Here is a 12,441-nt window from a genome sequence, read left to right as displayed (position 1 = left end):
TTTTACTAGGCGGTTTTTTATTGAGAATTAATTATTTACTTTTTTTCTTTGCAGGCACCTTTAAGCCTTTCTCTCTTGCTTCAGAAATACCGATAGCTACGGCTTGCTTCTTGCTTGTCACTTTTTTACCGGAAGAAGATTTCAGTTTTCCTTCCTTAAATTCGTGCATAACTTTTCCTACTTTGTCCTGAGCTTTTTCTGAATATTTTGTCTTGCTCATGATACTTGTTTTAAGATTTTGGCAGGGCTACCCCCAGTTCGTAAACTCTGGCGTGTTTCAAATATTTTGAACGCTCTCTTGAAGTTACCGATTGAAAATGATCATTTTTAATCACAATTATCGGGTCTTCTGCATTTTCAATCTCGAAATTGGCTAAATATCTTTCATCCGGTGGAGATTGTTGTTGCTTTGCTTTAATTTTCTGCAGTTCATCTGCATATTTCCGGAATCCCGGATCTGAAGAATGGATAAATTTGTATTCATCGCCGGCATACACATAATAGTGAAGTTTTTTTTCTATCAAACCTGCTTCATCAGTGATTTCAGGGTTGTCGTTTCCGTCCTTAAAGCCCACTTCCACAAGAGTTCCACCTTTTTTGCGGGCACATTCGTCAGCATCATTAAAGCTGGAAAAACCGGTATAGACAATCTGGTCGTTCAATACGTAACGGTTTAATTTCTGGTTATAGGCATTCGTTTCCATAATTATTATTTGATTTGATTATATGAAATGATATTCAATTTTTTTGCCAAAAAGCATATTTGGAAAAGCTTTTTTATATATTTTAATAAAATTATTATCTTTGAAATTGATTAATGCTAGAAATGAAAAAACTACTTTTAACTCTTACTATGGCAGCCGCATTCTATAATGCATCAGCCCAGGAAATCACACTAGACAAAATATATTCAGGATATTACCGTGGCAAAGGCATTGCCGGAATCACATCTATGAAAAACGGTGAAAATTATCTTGTTATTGAACCTACCGGAATAGCTAAATATTCTTATAAAAATTCTCAGAAAGAAGGAAATCTTGTAGATGGAAAATTTGAAAGCTATATTTTTTCTGATGACGAGTCTAAAATTCTGTTACAAATAGGCCGTCAACCGGTCTACAGACATTCTTTCCTTGGAAAATTTGATGTCAAAGATCTGAAGTCAGGAAAAACAATCAGTTTAAATGATGGAAAACCGGTACAGGAACCTAGCTTTTCACCTGACGCTACAAAAGTTGCTTTTATTGTAGACAATAATTTGTTTTATCAGGATTTAACTTCAGGAAAAATTACGCAGATCACGACCGACGGCAAGAAAAATTCTATTCTCAATGGGCTGGCAGACTGGGTGTATGAAGAAGAATTCGGTCATGCAAAACAATATGAATGGACCAAAAATTCTGATGCCATTGTATTTGTAAAGTCTGATGAAAGCCAGGTTCCGGAAGTTTACATTCCCATCTACGGAAAAAATCTTTATCCTGCTGAGATGCGTTATAAATATCCGAAAGCCGGAGAGAAAAACTCTGTAGTTTCAGCTCAGCTGTATCGTCTTGATAGCGGAAAAACAATACAACTCAACTTAGCTTCTTTCAAAAATTACTATATCCCGAATGTGTTCCAGACGGCAAAGCCTGATGAAATGGTGTTGATTACTTCAGAAAGAATTCAGAATGCATCCGACATCTTGAAAGTAAATACCAAAACGGGGGCAGTTCAGAAACTATTTACAGAAACGGATGATAAATGGATAGAAACAGATAGCCCTACACTTCAATTCCTGGATGACAATTCTTTCCTCTGGTCTTCTGAAAGAGACGGAAATCGTCATTTATACTGGTATGATAAGGATGGTAAGCTTAAAAAGCAAATCACGAAAGGAAACTGGGAGGTAACCAATTATTATGGATTCAATCCCAAGACAAAAGAAATTTACATCCAGACTACTGAGAAAGGAAGCATCAACAAGGTTGTTTCTAAGGTAAATATCGAAAGCGGGAAGATTCAACTGATTTCCAATGGGGAAGGAAACAATTCTGCCAATTTCAGTAAAAATTACAACTATTTTATCGAGACCTCTTCTACAGCTTCAAGACCTTACACGTATGTATTGAAAGACGGAAACGGTAAAACAGTAAAGGAACTTCACAATAATAATGACCAGCTGCAGAAATTAAAAACGGATAATTTTGCAGAAAAAGAGTTCATTACGATTCCTAATGCGGTGGGTGATCAAATGAATGCCTGGGTAATGAAACCGAAGAATTTTGATCCTAATAAAAAGTATCCGCTTTTCATGTTCCAATATTCCGGACCGGGATCTCAGCAGGTTGCCAATTCGTGGGATAACGGTAATGCCTTGTGGTTTAATCACCTGGTACAAAAAGGATATATTGTAGCTTGTGTAGACGGACGCGGAACAGGATATAAAGGTGCAAAATATAAGAAAGTAACTTATATGAATCTTGGTAAATATGAGATTGAAGATCAGATCACTGCTGCAAAATGGTTCGGAAATCAATCTTATATTGATAAAAGCAGAATCGGAATGTTCGGATGGAGCTTCGGAGGTTACATGACCAGCTTAGCAATGACCAAAGGTGCAGATGTTTTCAAAATGGGAATTGCTGTAGCACCGGTAACCAACTGGAGATATTATGATTCGGTGTATACTGAAAGATTTATGAGAACTCCACAGGAAAATCCTGATGGGTATGATAAAAACTCTCCTACAGAATATGCAAATCTGCTGAAAGGCAAATTCCTGTTAATCCATGGAACGGCTGACGATAACGTACATTTTCAAAATTCGATGGAATTATCTGAAGCATTGATTCAAAATAAAAAGCAATTTGATTTCATGGCTTATCCTGATAAAAACCATGGAATCAATGGTGGGCAGACAAGACCTCAGCTTTATCAGAAGATGACGGATTTCATTGTACAAAATTTATAAAAAATAAATAAAACAGATAAACTCCCTTTCAGAAATTCTGAAAGGGAGTTTTCATAAAACACATTCATTAAGGATACTTTACGGCCTTATCTAACTCTATCGGATTATTAAAGGCTTTTAATTTTTTTCTTTCGTTGGTTTCTGCTGGTTTCAGTTGTTCTTTGGTGAGAATTGTACCGTCATCAAGCTGTAATTTTTGCCCTTCGCGCATAGTCAGATTTCCATTAAATATATATTTAAAAGGATTGGAATAGAGGTCCAGCCTTAGTTTATTTAAATCTTTCTGAGTAACGGAAATCGCTCTGAGGATATAATTATTTAATGAATTACGTTGATAATCATCCGCAATCTTTTCACTCTTAATCACCTTAAAATAATAATTCTTTTTGTATCATACAATTCCATAATCAATCCCGGCAATCCGTTAAACTTATAAGGTCCGTAGGCCATTGGAATATCTTTTGTAAACCATGCGATCCAGTTTCTTCCTCCGAACCGAGTAGTAGCTTTTTGAATCCGTAAATTATTAGAAATCTTTACACTGTCTGTAATATTCCACTGTTGTTTGGGTTCTTCGGATAATTTATAGTAGTTTGCATCTCCAATATATTCATAGTTTTGATAAATATTACTTTTGTTCTTTTTGATAATAAAAGAAGTCAACCTACCAGATGTATATTGCCCGGTAACACTAAATATTGAGTCATTAATATAATTCAATCTGTTATAATAGGCTATATCCTCTTTTGTGATATCCAGATAATAATTTTCCCTGGTAATATCTTTTGAGGTTGAATCTTTCTTGTATTTCACCTCATAGATGAACCTGTTGTTCTGAGCAAACATCATACATGTTCCCAGCAATATAAATAATAAGCCTTTCATAATAATTTAATTTTCAGATAATAATTCCGGAATAAAGAACTCAAGATCTGCTCTTTCGTACTGAACCGGGTACTCCGTGTCATTGATAAAGATATTGGGTGTAAAATGCACACCATTGCTGCTTACCCATTCTTCATGTCCTTTTAATAGTGCTAGTGCACTCTCCGGGTTTCCAAAATATTTAGAATACTTTTGATACCAGCCACTTTTGTCTTCACTATATCCCTGAACGTTATACCAGCCGCTTAACGCTTCCAGAAATTCTATTTTATTTTCGCTATTGATATAAATATTGGTAAGATTTACATGAACCGTTCTATTATCCAGATCATCCCTGCTAAGGTCTATATCAAAAAAAATAGTGATTCTCAACTCATCTGAATACTTTTTAACCAGCTTTAGAAAAACAGGATAAAATTCTTTACAATGCTTACAAAAGGGATTAGTCACAAAGGTCAAATTCTGGTCTGCATTTTCGTTTCCAAATACAAAAGCACTTGAAAAATCAGTATTGACCAACCGTTTTTGTAAAGACAAATTATTTTTGAAAAACTGATAGTTTCTTCTGAATTTTAAATTTCTTTTAAGTGTATTTTCATCTTTCTGGGCATTTTGATTTTTTATCCTAAAATTCATCAGAACAATGAGCGAACCCAAGCTCCCGATTAAAAACAGAACAGCACTTATGTCCGGTTTCTTACTCGTAAAGGAGATAAGATTGGCAGCCACCAGTTGAATACCTACTAAAGCTATGATTACCATGCAGACAGGACAGTATTTTTTAACAACAAATATCTGATAGTATAATGATAAAACAGCAACGGGTATAAATGCAAATAACCCATACCGATAGGTCTCAAAAAAGAATTCAACATTTTTTATCAGGCCAAGTAAAACAAAACACACGATCTGACTCGTAAAAAACAACAATGAAATCTCAGATAAATCTATTTTGTTAAAAATCTTCCATTTTTTCGAATTAAAAACCAGGTCACAATCCGTATTCAGATAATTGCTTTTACATACTCCAACCGGAATGAATGTTCCTTTACCATGAGTTTTTTTGTAGGCTTCACGGGCAAAGATGAAGCCGATAAGTCCGGTAGCGGCAAAGATCAATTTCAAAATCAGATTGGAGTGATCATATGCGAAAAGAAACAGAAACACCAGCGCTACAATTCCCCAGTTGACATATGTATACTCAAATTTTGATTTTTTGTAAAACTGGTCTTCAGATTTTTCTACAATAAGTATTATATTTTCCCATTCTGAAAAAAAATCGTCCGTTTGCGAACCATTGACTGTTATTTTATTATCTTTATTATTCACCACTGCCAACTCTCCTTTTACTAAGGCCAGGAAATCCTCAGGTAAAAAATCTTTTTCATCATTATCTATTCTGTAACTGTAATTTTCAATATTGAAAAAGTGTAAAGCATCAGAAAATGCCAGAAGACTTGGAAAATCAGGATGCCCTTCCAATTGAAGTTCGAACTCATCCCTATCAATATATATTTTATTATCATCCAGATAATTCATAACAGCTATATAACTTTTATGTGTCATCTCTAATGCATCTTTATTGTTCAAAAAAAATAGCAACAGTTTCCCGTTGCCATTTTAAAAAAGTTTCAGTGATTATCCACAGCAAAAAGTACCATTGCAATAAGAATCTCCATTACCATTATGAGTGTTTGCACAGGCAGCATTAGTGCATCCGCATCCACTAGCCGCAATAAGCCCTCCCTTAATTGTTCTCTGCTCGTCTCTGGACAAGCTTCCCTTCAATTTTTTCAAATCAATTTTTTTCATGATGTTTTTTTTAGAATGATTTTATGTCACTATTGACATTGCCAAAGCTAAAAATAAAAATCAAACAACAGTGAAATAACCAATGCAATTTTATTGTAATTTTCTTGCAGAATAAATGCATATTTTGCACATTTGTAAAAAACATTTAAAATGATGGTTCAAGAAAAACTTAGAAATTTACGTAAACAAAAAGGTATATCCCAAGAAAAAATGGCTAAAATACTATCAACAGATCCATCTAATTATTCCCGCAAAGAACGTGGGGAGGTAAGAATTCATGATGAGGAATGGCAAAAATTGGCTGCAGCTCTTGAAGTTCCGGTTGAAGATATTAAGGAAGAGAAAGAATTGAGAATAGTACACAATGATAATTCGACATTTAATGACAATTCTGGAAACTATTACAATCAACATTTTAATATTCCTAGCTCCTTATTAGAAAACCTACAAGATTACATTGCTATACTAAAAGAGCAAAATGAAATTCTAAAGAAAGAAAACCAAGAATTGAAAATGAAATCAAATAAATAAAAATCTAATTACATATAAAACAATAAACCTCTTGTCAACAACAAGAGGTTTTTATATTTATTTCATTAATCGTTTACTCAATGATTATTTATTTTATCAATTAAAATTAAAAACCTAATTTTGGGAAATTTGAAAATTGATTATATGAAGACTAAACATCCTAAAGGGCTGCCTTTTCTCTTTTTTACAGAAATGTGGGAGCGTTTCGGGTATTACCTGATTCTTGGAATCTTTGTTTTGTATGTTATCGAGCCTGCCGGTATGAAAGGAGGCCTTGGATTACCGGATAAAACCGCCGATGACATTTTCGGGACTTATATTGCATTGACTTATCTTACTCCTTTTATTGGAGGTTTCTTGGCAGACAGGGTTTTAGGATATATAAAATCGATCTATCTGGGTGGTTTTTTAATGGCTGCAGGATATATCGGAATGGGAGTTTTCAAAGATCTACCTTTATTTTATACTTCTTTAGCATTAATTATTATCGGAAATGGTTTCTTTAAGCCTACTATCTCAACCCTTCTGGGAAATCTATATTCTGAAGAACCTTATAAAGCCAACAAAGATTCCGGGTATAATATTTTTTACATGGGAATCAATATCGGAGCGTTTATCTGTAATATTATTGCAGCATTCATGCGTAATAAATTCGGTTGGGGTGAAGCTTTCATTACTGCCGGAGTAGGAATGCTGATCGGTATGGTTATTTTTACCATCGGTAGAAAACATTATCTCCACGCCGCTCAGATGAAGCCGGTACAGGAAGGAGATACTAAGCTTTCAGAGATCCTTATCAAAGTATTTGTTCCCGCTATTGCAGCAGGAGCAATCGGCTGGTTTATTCCGAACAATATTTTTGGAAGTGACAGTACTGACGCTTTTATTTTCGCCTGTATTCCTGTTATTTACTTTTATGCTTCCCTTTATTTCAAGGCTAAACCTGAGGAAAAAGCTTCAATCGGAGCATTGTTGTCTGTCTTTTTGATCAGTATGTTCTTCTGGGCTGTATTCAAACAAAATGGTACTGCACTGACAAGATGGGCAAATTATTACACCGACAGAAGTGTTCCTGCTTCCCTGGAAAAACCATTAGAAGGTATCTATATGGTGGATGGCAAGAGCTATGAAGACAAAGAAACTCCGGTTTACGATAATCAGTTCAGATCTCAGAAGGATGAAAATGGTGATACTAAAAAGAAACAGGCAAAGATGTTTATTTTAAAAATATATCTCCGGAACAACGTGCTGTCTTAGAAAAGAACCCTGAAAATAAAGTATACTTATACAATACAGAACTTTTCCAGTCTATTAATCCATTCTGGGTAATCGCACTGACTCCGGTGATCGTCGGGTTCTGGGCATTGCTGAGAAGAAAAGGAAAAGAGCCTTTAACTCCTACGAAGATTGTTCTGGGGTTATTTATTTCAGGCTTATCATGCCTGGTAATGGTTCTTGCTGTAATGGCCGGAGATAATGGATCGGTAAAAGTTTCTCCTTTATGGCTTGTTGCCAGCTACGGGGTAATTACTATCGGCGAATTATGCCTTTCACCAATGGGACTTTCCTTTGTTTCAAAGCTTTCACCAGCCAGAATTACAGCATTGATGATGGGTGGTTTTTTTCTGGCCAACTCTGTAGGAAACAAACTTTCAGGAATCCTTGCCAGTACGTGGTACAGCTATGAAAACAAGACGAATTATTTTCTTGTAAATTTCGGTTTGTTAATATTTGCTACACTATTAGGCCTTTCTATGTTGAAAAGATTAAATAAAATCATGAAAGAAAAAGGACATTAATCCTTTATATCTATAACAAATATCAAGCTGTGGACCGGTTCCGCAGCTTTTTTATTTAAAAATAAAATTAAAAACTTGCCAAAAACCCAAAATAAACTATATTTGTCAGTCTTAACAAAAATTAACAATAGAAATGGATAATATTGAAGCATTAAGTCCGAAACCGGATGAATTTGTGGAGAATAAGAATTCCAGACATCCAAAGGGATTATGGGTTCTTTTCGGAACGGAAATGTGGGAGCGTTTCAACTTTTATGGAATGAGAGCACTTTTAACGCTCTTTATGGTAAATTCCTTATTAATAAAAGAAGCAGATGCTGCAATCATCTATGGTGGATTTTTAGCTTTATGTTATCTTACTCCGCTTTTGGGAGGATTTATTGCCGATAAATATATCGGAAACAGATTTGCCATTATTGTGGGAGGATCCCTAATGGCCATCGGACAGTTTTTATTATTTATCAGTGCATCTACTTTCTCTGCGGATATCGGAAGTGCTAAACTGATTATGTGGCTGGCTTTATTTGTTATCATCTTTGGTAATGGATTTTTCAAACCGAATATTTCCTCAATGGTGGGAAGTCTATATCCAAAACAGGAAAAATCTAAGCTGGATTCTGCATTCACTATTTTCTATATGGGGATCAACATCGGAGCATTCCTTGGCCAGTTTATCTGTCCTTATGTAGGAGACGTAAAGGATGCTACGACCGGTGTAAGAGATATTTTTGCTTTCAAATGGGGGTTCTTGGCAGCTTCCATTGCGATGGTAATCGGAACAGTTACATTCTTCATTCTTAAAAATAAATATGTAGTAACTCCTGAAGGAAGGCCTATCGGAGGATTACCAAAGAACAATACCACTGCAGATTTTGAAGAAGGAGAATCTCAGACAGCAAAATTTTCGGGTGCTTTCCTGGGAGCTACAATAGCAATTTTTGTTGTTCTCTTCTTTGTATTCAGATATTTATTGGTAGGAGAACTCGGATTCAACTCTGTGGAAATGGGACAGATGATCAAAGGGATTATCTATCCTTTCATCTATGCAGCAGGTATTTCATTAGCTTTCTTAATTATGTCTTCAGCTGAAAACAAGGTAGAAAGACAAAGAATTTGGGTCATTTATATCGTTTCTTTTTTCATCATCTTTTTCTGGGCAGCTTTCGAACAGGCAGGTTCTTCATTAACGTTTATTGCAGATAACCAGACAGACAGAAATATTTTTGGATGGAATATGCCACCATCAATGGTTCAGATATTTAACGGAATTTTTGTAGTTCTACTAGCGGTTCCTTTCAGTTTATGTTGGGATAAGCTTAGAGCAAAAGGAAAAGAGCCGGTATCTCCATTCAAACAAGCGATGGGGCTTGCATTAATTGCTCTTTCTTATTTCATCATTGCACATAATGTAAAAGATCTAGGAAACTCCGGTTTATTGGCAATCAAATGGTTGATGCTTTTATATTTCATCCAGACTTGTGGTGAGCTTTGTTTATCACCAATCGGGCTTTCGCTGGTAGGTAAACTGGCTCCAAAAAGATTTGCTTCATTGCTATATGGTGTTTTCTTTATCTCTAATGCTGCCGGATACGCATTGGCAGGTTCATTAGGAGCACTTATCCCTGCAACAGGTGATAAATTTAAGAAAGCTCAGGAAATCGGAGTTAACTTACAGGATGTTTTAGATAAAAAAATTACTTTAAATGCTGATCAGATTGCAGCATTTGAAAAAGCACAGCTACCGTTACACAACCCTAGTTTTGTGGGATTTGAGATTCATAACTTATTTGAATTCTTCATGGTGTTTGTGGTACTTTGTGGTATTGCTTCAGTAATCTTAGGTCTACTGTCGCCGATCTTAAAGAAAATGATGCACGGTGTCAACTAGCAGCATTAACAAAATATGAATAAAACCTCTGCTAAGTCAGAGGTTTTTTTTATTTTCGTATGATGGAAATTTCCGAAGATTCTTTATTCCAGTCCGTAAAGGAAATTGTTAGGCAATCGCGCGAAAAAGTTTTTCGGATAGCGAATTCTACGCTATTGCTTACCTATTGGCAAATCGGAAAACTGATTGTTGAAAATGAGCAGCAAGGAAAAGAACGTGCGGAATATGGAAAATACACCTTAAAGAATCTTTCACAAAAACTGACTCTGGAGTTTGGAAAAGGTTTTGATTACACAAATCTTTCCAATATGCGTAAGTTTTATACCGCTTTCCCAATTGTTGACACATTGTCTCAACAATTGAGCTGGTCGCACTACCGACTGCTTTCAAGTCAGGATGATAAATCCAAGAGAGAATATTATCTCAATGAAGCTGTACAAAATAACTGGAATGTAAGAGATTTAAAAAGACAGATCAGTTCACTTGCCTACGAAAGAGTTTTAAAACATAAAAAAACTTCAACTGAAAGTATCCACAGTGTTTTAAAAGATCCTTATATTTTTGAATTTCTCGGTTTAAAAGTTGATGAACAGTTTTCAGAAAAAGAAATTGAAACCGCCATCATCGACCATATTCAAAAGTTTTTACTGGAATTTGGAAAAGGATTCGCTTTTGTTGCCAGGCAACAACATATCTCTACTGATACCTCAGACTTTTATATCGATCTGGTTTTTTATAATTACATCCTAAAATGTTTTGTAATCATCGACCTGAAAACTGGCGAACTGTCTCACCAGGACATCGGGCAAATTGATATGTACGTAAGAATGTATGATGATATGAAACGTGGTGAAGGAGATAATCCCACTATCGGAATTTTACTCTGTTCTGAAAAAGATGAAACAATCGTAAAATATTCCGTACTCAATGATAAAAACAATTTATTCGCCAGCAAATACCTGCTGTATCTCCCAAAAGAAGAAGAATTAAAACAACTTATTGATCAGGACAGAATTCGTTTTGAACTGGATCAGGAAAATAAAACCCCTTAACTAAAACTTAATCATATAGCGCTATGAGCTTAACTCTAGAAGAAATACAAGACTTTAAAGGCAAGTATCCAAAACAACTTTGGACCTTATTCACCATTGAAATGTGGGAACGTTTCTGTTTTTATGGAATGCGTGGTGTCCTTACTATTTTTATGGTAGACCAATTAGGATTATTGGAAGACAAAGCCAATTTACAATATGGAGCCATACAGGCTTTCATTTACGCCTTTACTTTCATAGGAGGGATTTTTGCTGATAAAATCTTAGGTTTTAAAAAATCTCTCGTTTTTGGAGGACTTATTATGGCTGTCGGTAATCTGATTATCGCTCTTTCTCCACACGATTTCTTTTATTTCGGAATTACCTGTTCCATTATAGGTACCGGGTTTTTCAAACCGAATATTTCTTCTATGGTAGGCGAACTTTACAAAGAGGATGACCCGAGAAGAGATGCCGGATATGGGCTTTTCTACGCAGGAATCAATATTGGCGGACTTTTAGGAGGCGCTCTCTGTGTTTATCTCGGAAAATACCATTCGTGGTCTTGGTGCTTCCTTGCAGCTGCCATTGTAATGGTTTTAGGCCTTATTACATTTTTTGCTACCAGAAAGACATTAGGTCCTATCGGTGATTCTCCGTTGCAATTTATTCCTAAATCAAAGAGAACATTACGTGAAGTATTGGTCTATATTGGTGCATTATTAAGTATGCCCCTTATTTTTGTCATGGTTAAAAATACAAGCTTTACAGATTATTTCATGTACTTAATCGGTGTAGCGGCTGTAGGCTATTTCATTATAGAAACCTTAAAGCAAACAACTCCTTATCAGAAGAAACTGATCGCTGCCTTTATATTTATTTTCATGTATTTTGTTTTCAATTCTATATATGAACAGAGTGGCGGGTCTTTATCTTTGTTTGCAAAAGATAACCTTGTGCACAATTTGCTGGGATTTGGGATGGATCCAAATGTGATTAACAATAGTGCCAATTCATTTTTTATCATCATCTTCAGCCCTCTTATCGGCTTAGCATGGGTTGGTTTAAACAAAAAGAAACTTGAACCTAATACAATTAACAAGTTCGGAATCGGGTTTTTATTTCTGGCCGCCGGGTTTTTCTTATTCTATAGTTTAAGATATTTTGCAGGAGCAGACGGAAAGTCTTCTCTTAACTTATTTACTTTCACATGGCTTGTCATTACTTTCGGGGAACTTTGTTTAGGTCCGATAGGTATGTCTATTATCACTAAACTATCTCCGAAAAAGATGTTTGGAATGATGATGGGATTATGGTTTTTAGCAAGTGCATTCGGGCAGTTTGCCGCAGGAAAGATCGGAGCCAGTTTCTCTGAATCCAATACAGGTAATACCAATATGAGTAAACTTCTGGCTTATACAGATGGATATAAAACACTGGGTATTTACGCTTTAATTGCCGGAGTGGTATTAATATTGCTTTCATCACTCGTGAAAAAATTAATGCAGGATGTAAAATAAAAAAATAAGTAATTATGCT

The 12,441-nt window shown here is 35.3% G+C and carries 11 protein-coding genes and 1 pseudogene; 6 read left to right on the top strand and 6 right to left on the bottom strand.

Annotated elements, in window-relative coordinates; genetic code table 11:
* Nucleotides 1-31 precede the first annotated feature (31 nt).
* The gene (locus tag H3Z85_12130) at nt 32-220 is read right to left on the bottom strand and encodes a hypothetical protein (GenBank protein ID QPQ50278.1); all 189 of its coding nucleotides are present in this window, start codon (nt 218-220) and stop codon (nt 32-34) included.
* Between the two features lie 10 nt (nt 221-230).
* Complete coding sequence (locus H3Z85_12125; GenBank protein QPQ50277.1) at nt 231-704, bottom strand: hypothetical protein; 474 nt, start codon at nt 702-704, stop codon at nt 231-233.
* Between the two features lie 122 nt (nt 705-826).
* Between H3Z85_12125 and H3Z85_12120 the strand changes: the two genes are divergently transcribed.
* A complete protein-coding gene (locus H3Z85_12120) occupies nt 827-2,956 on the top strand; it encodes a S9 family peptidase (GenBank protein ID QPQ50276.1) in 2,130 nt (709 codons plus the stop codon).
* 67 nt (nt 2,957-3,023) lie between these two features.
* Here H3Z85_12120 and H3Z85_12115 read toward each other — a convergent pair whose 3' ends face one another.
* The 4 genes from H3Z85_12115 to H3Z85_12100 form a co-directional block, all read right to left on the bottom strand.
* On the bottom strand, nt 3,024-3,323 hold the full coding sequence (locus tag H3Z85_12115) for a hypothetical protein (protein QPQ50275.1): 300 nt from the start codon (nt 3,321-3,323) through the stop codon (nt 3,024-3,026).
* Nucleotides 3,320-3,841: a GLPGLI family protein gene (locus tag H3Z85_12110; GenBank protein QPQ50274.1), complete on the bottom strand. Its 522-nt coding sequence runs from the start codon at nt 3,839-3,841 to the stop codon at nt 3,320-3,322. The genes H3Z85_12115 and H3Z85_12110 overlap by 4 nt, the downstream gene beginning before the upstream one ends.
* Before the next feature lie 6 nt (nt 3,842-3,847).
* Nucleotides 3,848-5,380, bottom strand: a complete 1,533-nt coding sequence (locus H3Z85_12105) for a thioredoxin domain-containing protein (GenBank protein QPQ50273.1) — start codon at nt 5,378-5,380, stop codon at nt 3,848-3,850.
* Nucleotides 5,381-5,479: 99 nt separating this feature from the next.
* On the bottom strand, nt 5,480-5,638 hold the full coding sequence (locus H3Z85_12100) for a hypothetical protein (protein QPQ50272.1): 159 nt from the start codon (nt 5,636-5,638) through the stop codon (nt 5,480-5,482).
* A gap of 168 nt (nt 5,639-5,806) precedes the next feature.
* On the opposite strand from H3Z85_12100, the gene H3Z85_12095 reads away from it, so the two are divergent.
* From H3Z85_12095 to H3Z85_12075, 5 genes and pseudogenes are all read left to right on the top strand, one after another.
* The gene (locus H3Z85_12095) at nt 5,807-6,184 is read left to right on the top strand and encodes a helix-turn-helix transcriptional regulator (protein ID QPQ53882.1); all 378 of its coding nucleotides are present in this window, start codon (nt 5,807-5,809) and stop codon (nt 6,182-6,184) included.
* A gap of 144 nt (nt 6,185-6,328) precedes the next feature.
* A pseudogene (locus tag H3Z85_12090) lies at nt 6,329-7,983 on the top strand (peptide MFS transporter).
* A gap of 133 nt (nt 7,984-8,116) precedes the next feature.
* Nucleotides 8,117-9,871, top strand: a complete 1,755-nt coding sequence (locus H3Z85_12085; GenBank protein ID QPQ50271.1) for a peptide MFS transporter — start codon at nt 8,117-8,119, stop codon at nt 9,869-9,871.
* A gap of 59 nt (nt 9,872-9,930) precedes the next feature.
* Nucleotides 9,931-10,923, top strand: coding sequence for a DUF1016 domain-containing protein (locus H3Z85_12080; GenBank protein QPQ50270.1), 993 nt, complete (start codon nt 9,931-9,933; stop codon nt 10,921-10,923).
* A gap of 23 nt (nt 10,924-10,946) precedes the next feature.
* Nucleotides 10,947-12,422: a peptide MFS transporter gene (locus tag H3Z85_12075; protein ID QPQ50269.1), complete on the top strand. Its 1,476-nt coding sequence runs from the start codon at nt 10,947-10,949 to the stop codon at nt 12,420-12,422.
* Nucleotides 12,423-12,441: the final 19 nt, after the last annotated feature.

The organism is Chryseobacterium indologenes, from assembly GCA_016025055.1.
GTDB lineage: Bacteria > Bacteroidota > Bacteroidia > Flavobacteriales > Weeksellaceae > Chryseobacterium > Chryseobacterium indologenes.
This window is presented reverse-complemented; position numbering and strand designations above follow the sequence as displayed.

Coding starts and splice junctions, on each gene's coding strand:
- H3Z85_12105 (QPQ50273.1), bottom strand. CDS start 5,380: ATGAATTATCTGGATGATAATAAAATATATATTGATAGGGATGAGTTC.
- H3Z85_12125 (QPQ50277.1), bottom strand. CDS start 704: ATGGAAACGAATGCCTATAACCAGAAATTAAACCGTTACGTATTGAAC.
- H3Z85_12110 (QPQ50274.1), bottom strand. CDS start 3,841: ATGAAAGGCTTATTATTTATATTGCTGGGAACATGTATGATGTTTGCT.
- H3Z85_12085 (QPQ50271.1), top strand. CDS start 8,117: ATGGATAATATTGAAGCATTAAGTCCGAAACCGGATGAATTTGTGGAG.
- H3Z85_12130 (QPQ50278.1), bottom strand. CDS start 220: ATGAGCAAGACAAAATATTCAGAAAAAGCTCAGGACAAAGTAGGAAAA.
- H3Z85_12095 (QPQ53882.1), top strand. CDS start 5,807: ATGGTTCAAGAAAAACTTAGAAATTTACGTAAACAAAAAGGTATATCC.
- H3Z85_12120 (QPQ50276.1), top strand. CDS start 827: ATGAAAAAACTACTTTTAACTCTTACTATGGCAGCCGCATTCTATAAT.
- H3Z85_12080 (QPQ50270.1), top strand. CDS start 9,931: ATGATGGAAATTTCCGAAGATTCTTTATTCCAGTCCGTAAAGGAAATT.
- H3Z85_12075 (QPQ50269.1), top strand. CDS start 10,947: ATGAGCTTAACTCTAGAAGAAATACAAGACTTTAAAGGCAAGTATCCA.